The sequence below is a fragment of the Pseudoalteromonas sp. 2CM39R genome (assembly GCF_023161845.1).
Map to the genome: position 1 here is coordinate 1 of NZ_JALNTM010000023.1, position 21,054 is coordinate 21,054.

Annotated in this window: 19 protein-coding genes; 4 read left to right on the forward strand and 15 right to left on the reverse strand. The window is 40.2% G+C overall.

Translation table 11 applies throughout. The features are described from left to right. Window positions 1-302 precede the first annotated feature (302 nt). Complete coding sequence (locus tag MTF66_RS31895) at window positions 303-1,160, reverse strand: tetratricopeptide repeat protein (protein WP_248529653.1); 858 nt, start codon at window positions 1,158-1,160, stop codon at window positions 303-305. A gap of 112 nt (window positions 1,161-1,272) precedes the next feature. On the opposite strand from MTF66_RS31895, the gene MTF66_RS31900 reads away from it, so the two are divergent. After that, window positions 1,273-2,583 carry a M20 family metallopeptidase gene (locus tag MTF66_RS31900; RefSeq protein WP_248529654.1) on the forward strand — a complete coding sequence of 437 codons (1,311 nt, stop codon included), beginning with the start codon at window positions 1,273-1,275 and terminating at the stop codon, window positions 2,581-2,583. Between the two features lie 28 nt (window positions 2,584-2,611). On the opposite strand, the gene MTF66_RS31905 is transcribed toward MTF66_RS31900, so the two are convergent. The 4 genes from MTF66_RS31905 to pomA all read right to left on the reverse strand — a co-directional run bounded on the left by MTF66_RS31905 (window position 2,612) and on the right by pomA (window position 6,959). Next, the gene (locus MTF66_RS31905) at window positions 2,612-4,552 is read right to left on the reverse strand and encodes a DNA topoisomerase III (RefSeq protein ID WP_248529655.1); all 1,941 of its coding nucleotides are present in this window, start codon (window positions 4,550-4,552) and stop codon (window positions 2,612-2,614) included. Between the two features lie 72 nt (window positions 4,553-4,624). Next, on the reverse strand, window positions 4,625-5,113 hold the full coding sequence (locus MTF66_RS31910) for a hypothetical protein (protein ID WP_075170367.1): 489 nt from the start codon (window positions 5,111-5,113) through the stop codon (window positions 4,625-4,627). Between the two features lie 155 nt (window positions 5,114-5,268). Next, window positions 5,269-6,189, reverse strand: a complete 921-nt coding sequence (locus MTF66_RS31915; RefSeq protein WP_010390949.1) for a flagellar motor protein MotB — start codon at window positions 6,187-6,189, stop codon at window positions 5,269-5,271. A gap of 2 nt (window positions 6,190-6,191) precedes the next feature. Beyond that, entirely contained in the window at window positions 6,192-6,959 is a 768-nt protein-coding gene (gene pomA / locus MTF66_RS31920; protein ID WP_010390948.1) for a flagellar motor protein PomA, read from the reverse strand. A 301-nt stretch (window positions 6,960-7,260) separates the two neighbouring features. Between pomA and xseB the strand changes: the two genes are divergently transcribed. The 3 genes from xseB to dxs all read left to right on the forward strand — a co-directional run bounded on the left by xseB (window position 7,261) and on the right by dxs (window position 10,370). Next, complete coding sequence (gene xseB, locus MTF66_RS31925) at window positions 7,261-7,503, forward strand: exodeoxyribonuclease VII small subunit (RefSeq protein ID WP_010390946.1); 243 nt, start codon at window positions 7,261-7,263, stop codon at window positions 7,501-7,503. Between the two features lie 2 nt (window positions 7,504-7,505). Beyond that, window positions 7,506-8,393, forward strand: coding sequence for a (2E,6E)-farnesyl diphosphate synthase (gene ispA, locus MTF66_RS31930; protein WP_138571326.1), 888 nt, complete (start codon window positions 7,506-7,508; stop codon window positions 8,391-8,393). Window positions 8,394-8,507: 114 nt separating this feature from the next. Then, window positions 8,508-10,370 (forward strand): 1-deoxy-D-xylulose-5-phosphate synthase, encoded by a 1,863-nt coding sequence (dxs, locus tag MTF66_RS31935; RefSeq protein ID WP_248529656.1) that lies wholly within the window; start codon window positions 8,508-8,510, stop codon window positions 10,368-10,370. A gap of 62 nt (window positions 10,371-10,432) precedes the next feature. Here dxs and MTF66_RS31940 read toward each other — a convergent pair whose 3' ends face one another. The 10 genes from MTF66_RS31940 to glyA all read right to left on the reverse strand — a co-directional run bounded on the left by MTF66_RS31940 (window position 10,433) and on the right by glyA (window position 20,842). After that, complete coding sequence (locus MTF66_RS31940; RefSeq protein ID WP_248529657.1) at window positions 10,433-13,519, reverse strand: diguanylate cyclase domain-containing protein; 3,087 nt, start codon at window positions 13,517-13,519, stop codon at window positions 10,433-10,435. A gap of 31 nt (window positions 13,520-13,550) precedes the next feature. Next, on the reverse strand, window positions 13,551-14,036 hold the full coding sequence (locus MTF66_RS31945; protein WP_008110211.1) for a phosphatidylglycerophosphatase A: 486 nt from the start codon (window positions 14,034-14,036) through the stop codon (window positions 13,551-13,553). Continuing rightward, window positions 14,033-15,007 (reverse strand): thiamine-phosphate kinase, encoded by a 975-nt coding sequence (gene thiL, locus MTF66_RS31950; protein WP_010390938.1) that lies wholly within the window; start codon window positions 15,005-15,007, stop codon window positions 14,033-14,035. The genes MTF66_RS31945 and thiL overlap by 4 nt, the downstream gene beginning before the upstream one ends. Window positions 15,008-15,095: 88 nt before the next feature. After that, a complete protein-coding gene (gene nusB, locus MTF66_RS31955; protein ID WP_010390936.1) occupies window positions 15,096-15,506 on the reverse strand; it encodes a transcription antitermination factor NusB in 411 nt (136 codons plus the stop codon). A gap of 15 nt (window positions 15,507-15,521) precedes the next feature. Then, window positions 15,522-15,986: a 6,7-dimethyl-8-ribityllumazine synthase gene (gene ribE, locus MTF66_RS31960; protein WP_008110216.1), complete on the reverse strand. Its 465-nt coding sequence runs from the start codon at window positions 15,984-15,986 to the stop codon at window positions 15,522-15,524. A gap of 93 nt (window positions 15,987-16,079) precedes the next feature. Beyond that, window positions 16,080-17,192, reverse strand: coding sequence for a bifunctional 3,4-dihydroxy-2-butanone-4-phosphate synthase/GTP cyclohydrolase II (gene ribBA / locus MTF66_RS31965; RefSeq protein ID WP_010390933.1), 1,113 nt, complete (start codon window positions 17,190-17,192; stop codon window positions 16,080-16,082). A gap of 28 nt (window positions 17,193-17,220) precedes the next feature. Continuing rightward, window positions 17,221-17,874 (reverse strand): riboflavin synthase, encoded by a 654-nt coding sequence (locus tag MTF66_RS31970; protein WP_248529659.1) that lies wholly within the window; start codon window positions 17,872-17,874, stop codon window positions 17,221-17,223. Window positions 17,875-17,898: 24 nt separating this feature from the next. After that, a complete protein-coding gene (ribD, locus tag MTF66_RS31975) occupies window positions 17,899-19,026 on the reverse strand; it encodes a bifunctional diaminohydroxyphosphoribosylaminopyrimidine deaminase/5-amino-6-(5-phosphoribosylamino)uracil reductase RibD (protein ID WP_248529661.1) in 1,128 nt (375 codons plus the stop codon). A gap of 2 nt (window positions 19,027-19,028) precedes the next feature. Next, window positions 19,029-19,478 (reverse strand): transcriptional regulator NrdR, encoded by a 450-nt coding sequence (nrdR, locus tag MTF66_RS31980; protein WP_010390928.1) that lies wholly within the window; start codon window positions 19,476-19,478, stop codon window positions 19,029-19,031. A gap of 107 nt (window positions 19,479-19,585) precedes the next feature. Then, window positions 19,586-20,842, reverse strand: a complete 1,257-nt coding sequence (glyA, locus tag MTF66_RS31985) for a serine hydroxymethyltransferase (RefSeq protein WP_248529663.1) — start codon at window positions 20,840-20,842, stop codon at window positions 19,586-19,588. Window positions 20,843-21,054 lie beyond the last annotated feature (212 nt).

Consider the following 21,054-nt stretch of genomic DNA (forward strand, 5'->3'; position numbering starts at 1 on the left):
AATTTTGTTAAACTTGAAAGTTTTCAGAACTAAGTTTTACTCGACTCACTGAGTAGCTCGTGCCTCGCTATGCGTTGCGCTCTGCCGTCTCAGTGGGGTCGCATTATAGGGCGAATCGATTTTAACGCAAGCGTTTTTAAACGGTTTTTTGCATTTAATTTTTACCCCAAAGATACCCCACCTAGGCACACAAGATACTCACAAAACCCTGTGGATAACCTTGCTTTTACCCGGCTATCCTAACGCAAAAACAAAAAAACACCTTAACATAGGTGCTTTTTATAGAGAGTTTATCTTAATCGTTAATACAAAATGCTATAAAGCTTGCGACGATATTTAGCAGCTAGCGCATCGCCATCTGGTAAAGACGCAATAACAGCCAAGAAGTTTGGTCTCGCCTCATCAAAATTCAGATCTTTTTTAAGAATAGTAAAGAGTGCTTCTAATGCTTCTTCTTTCCTTCCTGCTTCATTGAGTAGGTTACTTAGCTCCATTTGTAATTCAAGCTCATTAGGATGCTTGGCTACCCTTTCTTGCAATGCTTTTATTTCAGGTGAATCAGTTGCCTCTAGTGCAGCCTCACATTTAGCTTTAATGTTATTAAAGTATGCATCTTGATCTTGTGCGTCTATTGTTTCTATTAATGCTGCGGCTTCATCTAGTTTGTGAATCTGTATACATATATCTGCAAGCACTAATTTAATTCTCGCATTACTACTATCTAATTCATACGCTTGCTTAGCATAATTAAACGCGGCATTTAAATCACTATTAACCAGTGCTTGCTTGGCTTGCTCTAATAAAAGGTCTTGTTGCGCAGGTAAATGTTTAGATAGAGCGTCACGTACTTGGCTTTCTGTTTGTGCACCCGCTAATACATCAACTGGAGCTGAGTCTTTTAATAACACTAAGGTAGGCAAAGTTTGTAAACCTACTTGCTGGGCAAGTTGCGAGGCCAAAGCTTGCTCTGCATCACAATCTAAGTTTGCAACAACTATATAGTTATTATATTCGGCGGCTAGCTTATCTAAAATAGCTGCTTGGCTAATACATTCTGGGCTTTGAGGCGAAAAAAAGTTAAGTAATACTAACTTTTGTTGTGATGTCTCACCTAATACTTGCTGAAGATTTTGTGCGTTAAGGTTAACTATATTGCTCATTGAGTTATTGCCATGTTCATCTATTTAGGTTTTTATATGGTGATGAAGATAATAATTACAAGACATGTGTCTAAATCATTTAAGACACGCATACAATATAAATGAGGGAAATATGAAATTAGTATATGCGAGTGCACTGTGTTTATTAGTTAGCCCATTATTAAGTGCGCAAACACTCAAGTTGGATCTTAATAAAAGTATGCCAGCAATAGAAAAGCTTTATCTAGATTTACACCAGTCACCTGAACTGTCTTATCATGAGCAGCAAACAGGTAAAAAAATGGCTTCGCAGCTTCAAAAGCTTGGGTTTGATGTAACCAATAGCGTTGGCGGTTATGGCGTCGTAGGTATATATAGAAATGGTCAAGGCCCTACCGTTATGATTCGAACTGATACTGATGCTTTACCGATAACAGAACAAACTGGAAAAGCATACGCATCAACTGTTACCACAATAAATAAACAAGGTAGCAAAGTCGGTGTTATGCATGGTTGTGGTCATGATATTCATATGAGTTCATTTATAGGCACCGCGCAACAACTAATTAAAAATAAACAGTCGTGGCAAGGTACTTTAATGATGGTTGCGCAACCGGCTGAAGAAGTTGGGGGTGGTGCAAAAGCAATGCTTAGTGAGGGGTTATTTAGCAAATACGCAAAACCCGATCATATTATTGCTTTGCATGTTAGTGCTAGTGTACCTGCAGGAAAAGTTGCTCTGAAAAATGAGTACACTATGGCAAGCGTCGACTCAGTTGATATTTCAATAAAAGGCAAAGGAGGCCATGGAGCCTATCCTCATACGACTGTTGATCCTGTTATTATTGCTGCTCGCACCATTTTAGCATTACAAACAATTACGAGTCGGGAGTTATCTCCTCTTGAACCATCAGTGATCACTGTTGGATCTATCCATGGCGGCTCAAAACACAATGTAATTTCTGATGAAGTAAAGCTACAACTTACTCTGCGTAGCTATAACCCGGAAGTTAGAAATGCGCAAATTGCTGCGATTAAACGTATTACTGCAGGTATTGCACACAGTGCTGGCTTAGAAGAAGCGCTCTACCCAGAAGTGTATGTTCATGAAAGTGAATCGATTCCATCTACTTACAATAATCCGGAGCAAACAAATATAGTTAGGAGTGCCATTGCTGATGCAATTGGTGTAAAAAATGTACTTGAAACTAAAGCTGTTATGGCTGGTGAAGACTTTGGACTATATGGTAGAACAGATGAAAACATCCCCATTACTTTATTTTGGTTAGGCGGAGTTAACCAACAGCAATATACAAATGCGATGAAAAATAACGAAACACTCCCTTCATTACATTCAAGTAAATTTGCTCCCGATTATAAAGTAGCGCTTCCAACAGGAATAACTGCAATGAGCAATGCCGCTGCGGCATTATTCAATCAATAATCTTCAAGGTTATTTTCAAGCCCTGAGTTTAATTTACCGCAGGGCTTTTTTTGTAACTCGACTTTTTATACGGCGCTTTCTTTGTACGTTTAGCAAAACGCTTCTTAGGCGATGTTTTTGGCAAATGTGCAAATACATTACTATCGCAGTTAGTTGCTTGGCTTACAAAATTAGTTAAATCAGCTAGCAAAGGCTGTATAAATTGCTGATAACTCATTGCTTGCTGAGCGATATCTCCTAAACTCGACTCCCATTTTGCAGTTAAATCGGGGCTTGATAACCCCTCAGGTAATACACTAATTAGTGCCAGACCTGTTTCAGTTGCTTTAATTGCTTTTCCTTCACGTTTTAAAAAGCGACGTTTAAATAATAGTTCAATGATACCTGCGCGAGTGGCTTCAGTACCAAGGCCATCTGTCTCTTTTAATATTTTTTTTATTTGCGAGTCTTTTACATAACGGCTAATTCCCGTCATAGCAGCAAGTAAGGTTGCATCGGTAAAATGAGCAGGAGGAGTTGTATGCTTTTGCACCACCTCACCTTTAGTACAGGTAAGTACCATGCCTTTTTCCAAATAAGGCAACGTTGCTTCTTCTTTAAGTTCTGACTTACCCATAAGCAATTTAAAACCCAAGTCTACATCTTGTTTTGCATTAGCTTTGAATAAACCACCCGCTATAATTACCTCTACCTTGGTTTCGTTATAAATGTAATCGGGATAAAACTGAATTAAATAGTGTCGACTTATTAACTGATAAATTTTTGCTTCATCACTGGCTAAACTCACACTTTTTAACTGTTTAGCTGTTGGTACAATCGCGTGATGAGCTGCTACTTTTGAATCGTTAAAACATTTACTTCGTTTTTTTGCATCTGCTCCATTAACAAATTCTGCTTTTTGGCCTCCATTTACTGCAATCGCTTTTAGTATCGCAGCTGCATCTTGGTGATGATCTTTTGGTAAATAACGATTATCTGAGCGTGGGTAAGTAATTAACTTATGACGTTCATATAAAACCTGGCAAGTATCGAGCACTTTTTGCGCTGGCAATCCGAACGCTTTAGCGGCATCTATTTGTAAAGCAGACAAATTATAGGGAAGCGGCGCGGTTTGTTTTTTTTGCTTTTGCTCAAGAGCAGTTACGCTTGCTGGTTGACTAGCGATACGTGAAGTTACATTTTCAGCTAAAGCTTTGTTAAGCACTCTGCCCTCATCATCTTGATAAGGTTCACACGCTTTACTTGGTATCCACTTAGCAGTAAATGATTGCTCCTTAGGTGTATCAAGGTGAGCAAGTACTTCATAAAATGGTTTTGATACAAAATTTGCTATCTCGTTATCGCGATTAACTACTAGGCCCAAAATGGGTGTTTGCACTCGCCCAACCGACAATACATTACCAAATCCCGCTTTTTGCCCCGCTAATGTGTATGCACGCGTCAAGTTCATGCCAAACAACCAATCAGCACGAGACCGCGCCAGAGCAGAAACGCTCAAAGGAATAAAGTCACGGTTAGCACGCATACTATTTAGTGACTTTTTAACTGCCGTTAAGTTTAAGTCACTGATCAATAAACGCTGAATATTTTGTTTTTTTGCTTGGCTGATTTTTGCTTGTTCTATAACTTCATCAACTAATAACTGGCCTTCACGGTCAGGATCGCCAGCATGTACAAGTATTGTTGCTTGTTTGATTAGCTTTTTTAAAATAGTGAGTTGTTTACGAGTTTTAGGCTTTGCTTTAAGTTGCCAATGCTCAGGCACAATAGGTAAATGTTCAAACTGCCACTTTTTAAAACGCTCATCATAGTCATCGGGTTCTGCTTGCTCGAGCAAATGACCTATGCACCAAGATACGCAATCACCATTTGCCACTTCAATATAGCCATCATGCTTTTTATGCGGTTTAGGAAGTGCGTCTGCAATAGCGCGACCCAAAGAGGGTTTTTCAGCAATATAAAGTTTCATAACCAAGTTCTAACACTGTTCATATAAACAGTAGTCTAGCATATCATTTTAAAACGAGGGGTATTTTTGTCGTTATAAGCTTAAAGCTTTATTTCGCTTATTAACAAAAATATATAAAAGCGGTAGATAACATATAACAACAGTAGCGATATTTATTAAGGGCATAAACGTTTGATACATAACAGTACTATACGATAAATCCCAAAGATGGCGATCTACTAAACGAAATAATTGCAGAATAGGGGCTGCAATAACCACAAGTTGGCCAAGTACACATTGCCACAAATGCACTTTATCTTTCAAACCCAAATAAGCAATCAGTGCCATCCAAGTAATATCTGTTAATGCCCATACAAGATAACGGTATACATAAATACCATCATCAAACGCCATTAAACTTGAGTAAGTTATAGTACCAAATAAGAAAAAAGCAGCGGTAATAGCAGCAAACCTTAAGGCTAAATAATCCTTAAGGATAAAAAACAACAAAATAGCTGGGCTCAGAATAAGAACCCAGCTTTTACTTAATATACTGACGAAGTACAAAAACCATTCAGGCAAACTAAAAAACCTTACTTAACTTTTTTATCTTCGTCTGTACCATCGCCATTACCAGGCATACTACAAAATTTATTTAACATGCTCACTCCACTTTTAATTACATCTGTTAAGAGAAATGCATTCTATGCTAAAAAAGGGGACAAAACCAATAAATTCTATCTAATATCAATAGGATCTGATTCTTTCGCCTTGCCTTGTAAAATTGATATTTCTACCCGGCGGTTACGTCTTCGATCTTCTCGGGAATCATTCGGCACTAAAGGTCTGGTTTCTGCACGCCCAACGACCATCATTCGGGTCTTATCAAAACCAGCGACTTTTTGCAGTTCACTTGCTACCGCAACAGCTCGTTTAGAGGATAAATCCCAGTTATTAATATAAAGTTCATTAGAAACTTGAAAGTCATCAGTGTGACCGGAGACAGTGATTTCACCTGGCACATCTTTTAATAACCGGCCAATATCCTGAATGATAGGTTTAAACTGGGGTTGTAAAAACGCACTGCCCGATGGAAACGAACCATTTTCTCTAATACGAATAATGATTTGCTGACCTAATGACTCAAGCTCAATAGCTCCATCAATAATTTGCTTTTCAAGCTGTTGTGCAATTTTTTTAACTAAGTCATTTATTTGCTCTTGATCGGCAGCAGAAACTGAAGGCGCTGAAGCAACTTCCTCAGAGGTGCTGCTAGACTCACCACCTCGTTTTTCGCCTCGTTGTTCTTGCCGTCCGCCGGCTGAACTTTCATCGCCCGCCTGAAACTCTAGCATTTGCTGAGTCATTTCAACTGTTTGTTGCTGAATAGTTTCAATGGGGGTTGGCTCAGGTTTACCTGGAGTAAACTCCATCGCAATAACTGAGGTGCCTTTTGGAATATCTTTAACTTCAATTTTATTTTGTACACCAAAAGCAAACTTCATAGAGCCTGCAATTTGCTTAAATTTAAGCACATCCATTTCAGAAAACGCGAGTAAGAGTACAAAAAAGCACATTAATAGCGACATTAAATCGGCAAATGTCCCCATCCATGCAGGTAACCCTGGGGGTGGGCATTTACACTCTTCATCAGACATAACTATTCCTCAGTGTTTACCGCGCGTTTAGACTCAGCCAAATAATTTTTCAAGATCCCCTCAATTACTTTAGGGTTTTGGCCATCTTGGATGCCTAATACCGCATCCAAAATAAGTCGCTGGTTCATTGCTTCTTCATCTTTACGCAATTCAAGTTTTACCTGAATAGGAATGGCGACAACATTCGCCAAAAATGCCCCATACAACGTTGTTAACAAGGCTACCGCCATGGCTGGGCCGATTGCTTTTGGATCATCCATATTTGATAACATAGCCACCAAGCCGATTAATGTACCAATCATCCCCATTGCGGGAGCAATATCACCTAGCGACTTAAATAAGCTTGCGCCCATTTCATGACGAGTTGTCGTCAGGGAAATATCTTTTTGTAATGTTGCACGCACCACATCCGCATCATGCCCATCCACGAGCATATCAACACCTTTACGCATAAATGGATTTGGAATTTCAGCCTCTTCTAATGCTAGAAACCCGCCTTTTCGGGCAGAATCTGCTAGCTCAACCGCCTTTTCAATTAACGCTTCAGGGGGTTCAATTTTAAACATAAACGCTTTAGCACAAACCTTACCAATGCCTAAAAATTGCGACATAGTAAAATTGGATAAAACGATAAAAAGGGAGCCACCAAATACAATAACCACTGAAGGGGTATTGTAAAACATACCGACTTCACCGCTACTACTCATAAACATGGACATGACAATTAAGCCAATTGCGCCAAGGATCCCAATAATGGTTGCTAAATCCACATTCCCTCCAAAGGTTTTATATTTTTTCTTCGCAAGCGTTGTTATTAAATGTATATCGGCAAGATACTGAAATACTTAAGTGATTTTTATGATAAACGATAAAATTACGATTAGTCCTATTTTAGATCAACATAGGTAATCAATCTAACTAATCAGAATTTATAATTTAAAAATAACGCTGAAGCGCAGTAAAACCCAATTAACAGCATTTATCTATCAAAAAAACATAACATTCTTTGACCTAGTTTAGCATTCCCCCTAAAATTGGCGTCTAAATTTATTATGTAAGTTGAAAATAAAGATGGCGACTAAAAAACCTGAAAATTTAAGTTTCGAACAAGCACTAGAAGAATTAACAACAATTGTCAGTGAAATGGAACAAGGTGATTTATCGCTTGAACAGTCTTTAAAGCAATTTGAGCGCGGCATTGCATTAGCCAGTGCGTCTTCCGGTAAACTTCAACAAGCCGAGCAAAAGGTGTCGATATTAATGGGTAATGACGAAAAAGCACCGCTTACTCAATTTGATAACGATTTGGAATAATTGTGAGCATAAAAGAACAAATAAAGCTCGCTCAAGATGATGTAGCCAATACACTCAACCTTTATTTCGAACAACCTCTTGAAAGCGACAGCACCATAAAAGAAGCCACCCATTATAGTCTAATGAATGGCGGGAAGAGATTACGCCCTTTTTTGGTTTATACCACAGGCAAAATGCTCGGTGCTGAAAAACGTGATTTAGATGTGCTGGCAGCAGCGATAGAATGCATTCATAGTTATTCATTAGTGCATGACGATTTACCCGCTATGGATGACGATGATTTACGTCGTGGCCGTCCTACATGTCATATTGTCTATGGTGAAGCACAAGCTATTTTAGCAGGTGACGCACTGCAAACCTTAGCGTTTGAGCTTATTGCTAAGCACACATTTAAATGCTCAACAGAAGCTCAGTTAAAAATGATTGCAGAATTAGCACATGCTTCAGGCTTGCAAGGAATGGTTGCCGGACAAGGCCGCGATATTGCAGCAACAGATAAAGTTATTACGGTTGATGAATTAGAACGTATTCATAAACTTAAAACAGGCGCATTAATAAATTGTGCGATTACTTTGGGCGCACTTTGTGCCCCTAATATTAGCCAACACACTTTAGATAACTTATCTACTTTTGGGTATGCTATCGGGCTGGCCTTTCAGGTTCATGACGATATTTTAGATGTTGAGGGCGACACACTAACTTTAGGTAAGCCTCAAGGGTCAGATATTGCCGCGAATAAAGCGACATACCCGGCTTTATTAGGTATGCTAGGTGCTAAGCAAAAAGCACTAAATTTGATACAACAAGCCCATGAGGCGTTAGCTAATATTGACGCAGACACAACCAGCTTAGCAGCATTGGCAAACTATTTAATTGAACGTGACCATTAAACATGGCTAAAACGTATTAAATCTTAGAACAAAATTATTACTAAATATTAAGTCGCCTCTTAAACTTAGCTTTTTTGAGGGAAGTTAATATTAGCGAAGGATATATAAAAAACCATGACACTTGATAGCAGCAAGTATCCATTACTTAATTTGGTGAACGAACCAGCCCACTTGCGAGACTTAGCACAAGATAAGCTTCCTGCATTTAGCCATGAATTGCGTGATTACTTACTCAATTCAGTATCGCAAAGTAGCGGCCATTTAGCGTCTGGTTTAGGAACCGTAGAACTTACCGTTGCATTACATTATGTGTACAACACTCCCGACGACCGTTTAGTTTGGGATGTAGGTCATCAAGCCTACCCACATAAAATACTGACGGGACGTCGTGACCAAATGCACACCATTCGTCAAAAAGATGGATTGCACCCATTTCCATTTAGAGACGAAAGTGAATACGATACGTTTAGTGTTGGCCATTCAAGTACCTCTATTTCAGCGGCGCTGGGTATGTCTATTGCTGCGCAAAAAGAAGGCAAAGGTCGTAAAACCGTGGCGGTGATAGGCGATGGCGCAATTACCGCAGGTATGGCCTTTGAGGCGATGAATCACTTAGGTGATGTTAAATCAGATATGTTGATTATTTTGAACGATAACGAAATGTCGATTTCTGAAAACGTCGGCGCGTTAACCAATCATTTTGCGCGTATTTTATCAGGTAGCTTTTATACCAACATCCGCGAAGGCAGTAAAAAGCTTCTTTCTGGTGTACCGCCGGTAAAAGAACTTGCCAGCCGTATGGAAGAACACATTAAAGGGATGATGATCCCGGGTACCTTTTTTGAAGAGTTAGGCCTAAATTATATTGGCCCAATTGATGGCCATGATGTGAATATGCTGGTTGATACGCTGCGTAACATGCGTAACTTAAAAGGCCCACAACTTTTACATATAAAAACCCAAAAAGGCAAAGGTTACAAGCCCGCAGAAGCCGATCCGATTGGTTATCATGGCGTACCAAAATTTGATCCTGCAACTTCAAGTTTACCAAAATCTAAGCCAAGTGCGGCTACTTTCTCAAATGTATTTGGTGATTGGCTTTGCGATATGGCAGAGCAAGACAGCAAATTGATGGCAATTACCCCTGCGATGCGAGAAGGTTCGGGGATGGTGCGTTTTTCTAAAGAACACCCTGAACAATATTTTGATGTGGCAATTGCTGAGCAGCACGCTGTAACCCTTGCTGCAGGTTTTGCCTGTGAAGGGTTAAAACCCGTTGTGGCTATCTACTCTAGCTTTTTACAACGTGCGTATGATCAACTAATTCACGACGTTGCATTGCAAAACCTACCGGTATTATTTGCTATTGACCGCGCAGGTATTGTCGGAGCCGATGGTGAAACTCACCAAGGCGCCTATGACCTAAGCTTTATGCGCTGTATTCCTAACATGGTTATTATGGCACCTAGCGATACTAACGAATGCCGTCAAATGCTATACACTGGCTATCAAGCCAATTGCCCAGTAGCTGTGCGTTACCCGCGTGGCAGTGCGGGCACAGCAGACATTCAAAGCGCTATGCAACAGCTCGAAATTGGTAAAGCTAACGTAATTAAACAAGGTGCTAAAGTAGCTATATTGTCATTTGGTACCTTGCTTGAAAACGCCCAATTAGCCTCAGATGATCTCAATGCCACTTTAGTTAATATGCGATTTATTAAACCACTTGATTCTGGTTTAATTGATGAACTTGTCGCTAACCACGATATCATTGTAACACTTGAAGATAATGCAATTTCTGGTGGTGCAGGTTCGGCGGTTAATGAGTATTTAGCTACCCAAAAAACGACTGTAAAAATACTTAACTTAGGTATACCGGATGAATTTATTAAACACGGTACGCAACAGCAAATGCACGATGAAATGGGGTTAGGTGAGCAAGGCATATTAACTTCAATTAAAGCATTTATGAGCTAATATTTATAGTGTTTAATAAAAAAGGAGCCTTTGGCTCCTTTTTTGTTGCTCACTTATAATCTCTAGCGCATCCATACCTTAATATCGGCTAAGCCATTACTTTGTAACAAACCAATTTGCTGTTCAACATTCGGGTTTTGCTCAAACTCAAATGCGTCTAGTTGCTCGTCAAAAGTAATGTTAGCGACGCCATCGCCGCCGCGTTTTTTAACTTGATGTAAAGCGATGTCAGCTAAATTAATCGATGTTTCCCAGCTAATAACTTGCCCACCTAACAGGGGTAGCGGATAGAAAGACCAACCCACTGACGCTGTTATATTGGTTGTTTCACCGTTAGGAAGCTGGAAAGTATAATCGGCAATAGCTTGGCATAATTCAGATACATAGCTGTCGATCAAATTACACTTAAAATCGCGTAATAACAGTAAAAACTCATCTCCACTCCACCGAGCAACATAATCAGAGCCTTGAGTACGCGAGTTAAGTAATGCAGCTACTTGTTGTAAACAACTATCTCCAGCAATAGGGCCATAGGCATCATTAATACGGCTAAAGTTATCTAGATTAATAATTAATAGCACCAAAGATTTACCCTGAGCCTGCAATGACTGTGAGTTACGTTGAAAATGCTCAATATCTTTTGGTAATTGATCAAACAAGAAACGACGACTTCTCAGCCCAGTTAGCTCATCAGAGTGACTAACAAGTTTAAGCTGAGAATTTACTTGGTTTAATTTATCATTCGCTTGGCGAAGCTCTAGGGTTCGCTCAGTAATAAGCCCTTCGAGTACCTGTTGCTTGCGTCGCTCTTGAACTTTAAAGACCCAAAACACTAAATAAAACAGCAGTACGAAACCACTGGTGATCAGTAACCTAAAGTAGATAGTTTCACCAAATCGCTCTGGAACAATAAACGCATATTCTGCTGATTGCGCTTTACCCCAATCCTCACCTTGGCGTTTAGTTTCTAATTCAAATAAAAACATACCGGCGGGTAAATTTGTATAAATTGCTTCTCTGCGGGTATTTGCATAGCGCCAATCGTTATCAAGTCCATTGAGTTTATATCTAAACTCAATACTTGCCGGAGCGTAATAATCAATCGCGGTATAGGTAAGTGTCACATCACGCTCATCGGTCTCAAGAACTGGTTTTTCGCCTAAAGCAGCTGCTGCGAGCTTTCGTGATGGCGTCGTTAAGGTTTCTATAGTTGGTTTAAGTGAGCGTAATCCAAATAACTCTACGTCTTTAGGAATTTCTACAACGCCTTGCAAACTGGGATACCAAATAGAGTTATCCATATCAACCACCGCATCATGGCCTAAACCATTACAGCATTGGCTGGCTTTACCATCGAGCTGACGGTCAAATGAAGAGATCACTTCTTCTACTTTTAGGCTTTCGATGTTGGCTTTAAATTGCTCAACAGGCATACGGTAAACCCCTTTCATGGTGCTTACCCAAATTCGCTTTGAGGTGTCATCGTATTCTAAGCTGAATATAGAACCATATGGCAGTCCATTGGCGGCGTCTAGTTGCTGCCATTGCCCTTGTCCACTGCGATAAAACAAACCATCATTCAACGAACCAATTAAAATACCTACGCCTTTAATGTGTAAAATGCTAGTAACGTACGCACTTTCTAAGGTGGTTTGGTCACCTATTTTTTCTATCCCGCGTTCAGTAAAGTAATACGCGCCTTTACTGGTACCAATCACGCCAAAATTTGGTTTATCTAGAACATAAGTAACAAACTTACTACCTAAGAACGCATTGTACGCAAAAGGGTTTAAGCCATTATAATTTAGACGATATAACCCTCGTCCGGTGCCTACCCAAAAGCCGCCTTTAGTTGAAGTGCTAATTGCAAAAACAGGGTTATCGCTCAACGCACGAGCAGGGAAACTATATAAGGTGTTCGACTCATAGAAAAACAAGCCTCTGCCAGTAGCAATATAAAGGCGATCGCCATCAAATTGCAGGTCATGTACCGAGGCATTTCCATACTTGGCACTATTGATAACATTAATAAAGGTTTTATCGGCATCAAAATAACCAATGCCACTTTTATTGGCAATCCATAATTTACCATCAGGTGATTTACTAATAGCCATCACCGCTTCGGTCATTTTAGAAATGGCTGAATGGCGCTCTATTCGCCCTTCGTGAGCAAGCCATAACCCTTCACTAAAACTCGCTAGCCATATGTTATTTTCATCATCTCTAAATATATCGGCAAACCAAATGCTCTGATCTAATTGGCTGGGTTCAACCCACTGCCAATCATTAGATTTAGCTCTAAATAATAAACGTCCATAGGTTGATATCCACAAGCCGCCATTACCATCGCTCATAAACTTATACACAGCTGAGTTATTAGCATTGGGCAGTGGAAACGGACGTAGCTCGTCATCTAAATCTAAAAAGTAAGCCCCTAACTCAGAAGCTAGGTACAAATTACCATTTAAAAACGATAGATCGTGAACAATGGTTTGCGCTAAACGATCAGGCAGAGCCACTTTAGCAGTTAGTTCTAAGCGTAATTTAGAAAAGTCAGACGAGCTTTGCGTTAAACGTAATAAATTACGGTCGTTAACCAGCCAAATTCCCTCAGGTGAAAGCGCCATTTTACTGACCGATCCCACAATTTGAGTGATAGCTGTGGCGTTTACAATAGGACTAGGGTTATTTAGTTGGTCGCGGAGTTCTATTTGGCCTCTGTCTATATAATAGAGCCCATTAGCTGCTATCCAGATACTGCCTTGAGAATCTTCAAGAATATCTCTTACAGGGCCTTTAATATTAAACTCTTGTGCGGTTAGCTTTTCAGGGTCAATGACCACAAGGCCATTTTTAGTGCCTACCCACAATAATCCTTCGCCATCGATCAATAATTTATTAATACCATTGCTGGGTAAAAATAAACTATTTTGGGTATTATAATTAGTGAAGGTATTGCCATCAAAACGGCTTAATCCAAATTGAGTGCCAAGCCACATATAGCCTTGGTTATCTTGTACTACACTTTTTAGGGATTGTGAGGGTAAGCCGTCTTTGATATTCCATTGTTTAACTACGTAATCAGTAATTGAAGCCGTACTTGGCATGGCACATAGCATAAGTACACAAACCAATAAAAATCGCATCATAGTGCTGCCACCTAGTTAAACAAATAATAAATTAAAAGGGTAGTAAACCTACTTTTATCAATGCTTGCAAACAAATAAGCGAAAAAATACCTGCAAGTACATCATCGGCCATAATACCAAACCCACCATGGGCACGTTTATCGAGTATGCGAATCGGCCCTGGCTTTGCTATATCAAAAAAGCGAAACAGTAAAAAGCCAACCAGTAATGTTTGCCAGTTAAGTGCTGCGCCAATCATAGTAATATAATAACCAGCAACTTCGTCCCAAACAATTGCGGGATGATCATGTACTTGAAGGTCATCGGCTGTTTTTCCACATGCCCAAATACCAAAGATACTTATGACTACTGCAAATACAATTTGTAACCATAGCGGAAAATGCATGGTAATAAAAATAAACGGTAATGCTGCCAATGTGCCAAATGTACCAGGTGCTTTTGGTGCAAGCCCAGTACCAAAACCCAAGCCAAAAAATTGATGTGGGCGTTTTAAATTAAATAATCGGTTTTTATTCAAACCTGCTCCTTGGAAAAGTGCTCAAAACCTTTATGTTCAAAAGCAAACTTCTCACCTTGGTGTAATAACTCTATATTGCCGTCACCACTTTTTATTTGCCCGATACAGCTTGCCTCTACACCGTATTGGCGCAGCTTAATATCTAGCATACTCTTGTTACTATCAGCAACGGTATACAGTAACTCGTAATCATCGCCATAGTTAAGAACAAAAGGAAGTCGCTGCTCAAAATCAAGACTCGCTTGCATGGCATCTGAGGTGGGGACATTTTCAATATTAATGGTGGCACTAACTTGTGATAAATTTAGCACATGCCCTAAGTCGGCTAGTAACCCATCGGAAATATCAATGGCCGACGATGCCAAGCCTCGTAACGCTTGCCCAGCAGCTACACGTGGCGTGGGGAAATTTAAACGTTTATTAATATCTTTTAAGTGTTCAGGTGCAATCGATAAGCCTTGTTTTTTCGATTCAATCGCCAACCCAGCATCACCAAGCGGACCGGTTACAAAAATCCAATCACCCACTTTTGCACCACTTCTACGTAATGCTGTGCCTTCAGGAACTGTACCTTTTGCACAAATAGTAATACTAAGTGGACCTTGAGTGGTATCACCACCAATGATCTGAACGTTAAAGTACTCAGCAATTTCATGCATGCCATCAGTCAGCTCAGCAATCCATTGTGGATCGATACTAGGTAAGGTAAGTGCAACCGATACCCAAGTAGGCTCTGCGCCCATGGCAGCTAAATCACTTAAATTAACAGCAAGAGCTCGATGCCCTAATGCGCGAGGGGAGATATCATGAAAAAAATGCACCCCAGCAACTAAGGTATCTGTGGTTACAGCAAGCTGACAGTTCGCTGGGACTGTGACAAGCGCACAGTCATCTCCAATCCCTAAATTAACATCGCGACGAGTAATGCCACGACCTTTAAAGTAACGATTAATTAATTCAAATTCCTTCATACACAAAAAAGCCGGCCTATGCCGGCTCTCCTTTTTAACGGTTATTTATAACAACTCATCTGATGATAAAAATCAGCTAAAGTTGTTATTACTTGCGTAACTGTTTTACAGCTTTATCAAGTACACCGTTTACAAATTTATGGCTATCTTCAGCGCCAAACATTTTAGCTAATTCAATACTTTCATTGATAGCCACTTTGTAAGGAACGTCTTCACGAAATTTAAGCTCGTAGCTGCTTAAACGTAAGATTGCACGTTCAACTTCGTCTAATTCATCAAATGGACGAGTTAAATGAGGCGATACAGCTTCGTCTAGTTGCTTGTGGTTTACTGCAACTCCACGCGCTAAATCTTTAAAATATTCAACATCAATTTTAGTCACATCGTTTTCGATCAACATTTGTTGTTCGATATCGGCAATTGCATTGCCGCTTAATTGCCATGAATACACGGCTTGAAGTGCTAAGATACGTGCTTTACGTCTTGCTGCTGGTTTCACAAAAATTCCTTAAACTTAAATTTTATCTAACACATTAACCATTTCAAGCGCACCTAAAGCAGCTTCGCCGCCTTTGTTACCCATTTTGGTACCTGCGCGCTCAATTGCTTGCTCAATGCTTTCAGTGGTTAATACGCCAAATGCAACCGGGATATCATACTCAAGTGATACTTGTGCAAGCCCTTTATTTGACTCGCCAGCGACGAGATCAAAGTGAGGCGTGCCCCCTCTGATCACTACACCTAAGGCGATAATTGCATCATATTCTTTTTTTGCTGCAACGCGTTTCGCTGCTAAAGGTAATTCAACCGCACCTGGTACGTAAATTACGGTAATATCATCTTCTGATACTCCACCAGTACGTTTTAGCTCATCAACAGCACCTGCAAGCAAGCTACTACCAATAAAGTCATTGAAACGAGAAATGACAATGGCAAACTTTTTGCCTGGAGCGTATTTATTACCTTCAATAATTTTCATTTGATAACCCTAAAAATAAGTTTAAGCGATTTCGGTTGCGCAAAAATTGCTGCGCATTATACCACATAAATAAAATAATAGCCTAGCGTGTAATTATTGTGGCTCTACGTAATCAACAACTTCTAAATGGAAGCCTGATAATGCATGATATTTTTTCGGTAAACTCATCAAACGCATTTTTTGGATACCTAAATCAGCCAAAATTTGCGAGCCTACACCTACGGTACGTGAAGTACCTTGGAATTTGCGTGGCGTTACACTCTCGCCAGCATCAGCTGCAGCGAATGCTTTAACAGTCGCTTCTAATTCGTCAGTACTTTCTTGCTTACCTAAAATAACTAAGGCGCCATTATGCTCAGCAATATAAGCCATTGCTTGCGATAAACCCCAACTACGGTCAGCATTGCGATCAGAGAGTAAAATATCGTTAAAGGTACTTTGTAAGTGCACACGTACTAAGGTCGGTTCTTGTTGTTTTATTTCACCTTTAAGCAATGCATAGTGTAACTGCCCATCAATGGTGTCTTTGTAAGTCACTAAGTCAAACTCACCATGTTCAGTTGGCAATTTACATTTTGCAACTTGCTCAATTGTGGTTTCGTTTAGGTTGCGGTACTCGATTAAATCAGCAATGGTGCCAATTTTAATATCATGTTGCTTAGCAAATACTTCTAAATCAGGACGACGCGCCATGGTGCCATCTTCATTTAGGATTTCTACAATCACTGATGAAGGCTCAAGCCCTGCTAAACGCGCTAAGTCACACCCCGCTTCTGTATGCCCTGCACGTGTTAACACGCCGCCTGGTTGCGCCATAATAGGAAAAATATGACCTGGTTGTACAATATCGCTTGGCACAGCGCCTTTAGCTATGGCAGCTTGAACAGTGCGAGCACGATCCGCTGCAGAAATACCTGTGGTAACCCCTTTTGATGCTTCAATCGACATAGTGAAATTAGTTGAGAATGCGGCACCATTATTTTTTACCATTAATGGTAAATCAAGCTGCGAGCAACGCTCTTGAGTCATAGTTAAACAAATTAGTCCACGGCCATGAGTCGCCATAAAGTTAATCGCTTCTGCACTAATGTGTTCAGCAGCAATAATTAAATCGCCTTCATTTTCTCTGTCTTCATCATCCATTAAAATAACCATTTTACCGGCTTTAATGTCATCAATTATTTCTTGTGCGCTGTTTAAATTCATAAGTTGCTCGTATAAGTTGTCAATGTCGTTATTTTATAAAGCCCGCTTTAGCGAGTAAGCTCATCGAAATATCTGAACCCGTAGGTTGCTCAGCCCCTCTAACTAGGCGCTCTAAATAACGTGCTATTTGGTCGACCTCTAAATTCACTTTGGTACCGACTTGAAAATCAGCTATGGTCGTTTGCCCGCTGGTGTGGGGCACAATCGTTAGTTTAAATTTATTACCTTCAACCGCATTAACCGTCAGGCTAATACCATCAATACAAACCGACCCTTTGTAAGGAATGTATTTCATTAAATTTTCATCGGTGGCTAACCAATATTCTGTTGCTCGCGCATTGGCATTAATTGCTGTGATAGTGGCAATACCATCTACATGGCCAGATACTAAATGACCACCGAGGCGCGAAACAGGTTGCATCGCCTTTTCTAGATTAACGGTTTGCCCTAATGCGTAATGTGCAAACCCTGTTAAGCTAATCGTTTCATTTGATAAGTCAGCACTAAAGCCATCAATATGCTTATCAACAACCGTCAGGCATACACCATTAGTTGCAATACTGTCACCTAACTTAACATCACTCATATCAAGGTTTTTACTTTGGATACGAATAGCTAAATCACCTAGTTTTTTTTGTAATAACGCAATTTTACCTGTCGCTTCAACTATTCCAGTAAACATAGTGCTACTCTTTATATAAAATGATTAATGAGCTTTTTTTAGTGCTGTGATACGTAGATCATCACCGATTGGCACACACTCATTAAAAGTTAAATTAATGGTATTTTGCATACTCATTAACTCTGGGAAATTTAGTAAACTTTTAGCATCGCTGCCCATTAATTTAGGAGCAATGTAAAAAACAAACTCATCAATTAAATCAAGTTCTGTCATTTTACCGGCCAGTGTTGCTCCAGCCTCTAGCCACACATTATTAAACTGCAATTGGGCAAGCGTGTTTAACACGGCCAGTAAATCTACTTTATTATTATTTTCATGTACTTCAATCTGTTTAACAAAATGAGGCCACTGATGCGATTTATCAACCTTGGTGGTAAATATTATCACCTCACTTTGAATTGAAAATAAGGCAAGATCAGGGGTAAGTCTATTTTGTGAGTCAATAATAACGCGAACCGGTTGGCGCAGTGGTAAATCAGTTGGTAAAGAATACGGTAACTCTTCTGGGCGCACATTTAATTTTGCATCATCCATTAATACCGTATCGGCACCGGTTAAAATTGCACAGCTTTGTGCTCGGTATAGTTGCACATCTTGACGCGCTGCGGGGCCAGTTATCCATTTACTTTGCCCGTTTTTAAGCGCCGTTTTACCATCTATACTGGCGGCCATTTTGCAAGTCACAAAGGGTAATCCCTGCTCCATGCGCTTAAAAAACCCAAGGTTTAATGCGCGAGCTTGCTCTTCAAGTAATCCGTGAGCAACTTCTATACCAGCATCCGCTAAAATTTTCAGACCTTTGCCTGCAACTTGCGGGTTGCTGTCAACCATAGCAGCAATCACTTTTTTCACACCCGCAGCCTTTAGCCCTTCAGCGCAAGGCGGTGTGCGACCATAATGACTGCAAGGCTCTAGGGTTACATAAGCGGTTGCGCCTTTGGCATTTTCGCCAGCCATAGCCAGTGCGTTTACCTCAGCGTGACCTTGACCCGCTAACTGATGAAACCCTTCACCTATTACTTTATTATTCTTTACGAGTACGCAGCCAACATTAGGATTAGGAGTGGTGGTAAAGCGCCCTTTTTTTGCCAGTTCAATAGCGCGAGCCATGTAGCGTTTATCATCCTCTGAAAACGAACTTTGCATGGTCATTACTACTCTCCTAAGCGGGCTATTTCTTCACCAAATTCGCGTATATCTTCAAACGAGCGATACACTGAGGCGAATCTTACATAGGCCACTTTATCTAACTTTTTAAGCGCTTCCATAATGCACTCACCCACCAAATGGCTAGACACTTCGCGTTCGCCAGTGGCTCGCAGCTGCGATTTAATTATATTAACTACTTCGTCAACTTGTTCAGTACTTACAGGACGCTTTTCAAGGGCGCGAGTTAAGCCATTTAGTAACTTATCTTCATTAAACGGTTCGCGGCTGCCATCTTGCTTAATAACTCGCGGCATGACTAATTCAGCCCCTTCAAAGGTGGTAAATCGTTCGTGGCATTCATTACATTCACGACGTCTACGTACTTGGTGTCCCCCACCAACAAGGCGAGAATCAATAACTTTAGTATCTTTGGCGGTGCAAAATGGGCAATGCATAACTGTGTGTTTCCGTTTTAAAAACAAAAAATGGCCGCTGTAATAGCGGCCATTATCATAACAAAAATGTGTGCAGTTGTGATCTAAATTACTATTTTACTCTTGGATTAAGCGTAAACAGGTAATTTTGCACAAATTGCTTTCACTTTTTCTTTTACTTGCGCTTGTACTGACTCATCTTCTATGTTGTCTAGTACGTCACAGATCCAGCCAGCTAACTCTTTTGACTCAGCTTCTTTAAAGCCACGACGAGTGATTGCTGGTGAACCAATACGCAAACCAGAAGTAACAAATGGTGAACGAGGATCGTTCGGTACTGAGTTTTTGTTAACCGTGATATTCGCATTACCTAGGGCAGCATCTGCATCTTTACCTGTGATATCTTTATCGATTAAATCAAGTAAGAATAAGTGGTTGTCAGTTTTACCTGATACTACTTTGTAGCCGCGCTCTTGTAATACTGCAACCATTGCTTGAGCATTTTTAACAACTTGAGCTTGGTATGTTTTAAATTCAGGTTGAAGTGCTTCTTTAAATGCCACCGCTTTAGCAGCAATAACATGACATAAAGGACCACCTTGGCCACCTGGGAAAACAGCGCTGTTTAGCTTTTTATAAATATCTTCATCGCCACACGCAGAAATGATTAAACCACCGCGAGGGCCGGCTAATGTTTTGTGTGTTGTGGTTGTTACAACGTGAGCAAATGGCACAGGGCTTGGGTAAACACCCGCAGCAATTAAACCTGCAACGTGCGCCATATCAACAAATAAGTATGCGTCTACTTTGTCTGCAATTTCACGGAATTTAGCCCAATCAACAATACCTGAGTATGCAGAAAAACCAGCAATGATCATTTTTGGTTTGTGCTCAAGTGCTAACGCTTCAACTTGTGCGTAATCAATTTCGCCAGTTTCTTCGTTAAGGCCATACTGAATTGCGTTGTATGTTTTACCTGAGAAGTTTACGTGTGAGCCGTGTGTTAAGTGACCACCGTGCGCTAGGCTCATACCTAAAACAGTATCAAGTGGGCTTAATAGTGCTTGGAAAACAGCGGCATTCGCTTGTGAACCCGCATGTGGTTGCACGTTTGCGTAATCTGTACCAAATAATTCATTTGCGCGGTCAATCGCTAACTGCTCAACCACATCAACGTGCTCACAGCCACCGTAGTAACGTTTGCCCGGGTAGCCTTCAGCATATTTGTTAGTAAGTTGAGAACCCTGCGCTTCTAGTACGCGTGGGCTACAGTAGTTTTCAGATGCAATTAACTCAATGTGCTCTTCTTGACGTGATGTTTCTTTGCTCATCGCGTCAAATAACTCTGGATCAAAGTCCGAAATATTCATGCTACGTTCTAACATTGGGGTCTCCTGGGCAACGTGTATGGGTATTTTTTACAGGCTTTATTGTACGCTTAAAACGACTCTTTGCCTACGCTCTTAAGTTGAGGATATTTAAACAGGGATTGAAACTATTTCACAGCATTTTGATGATGATATTTTTTTATAAACTAATAACAATTTTAAATGAATTTGATTTATTACATTTATTTAGCTTATGCGTTATGCCTAAA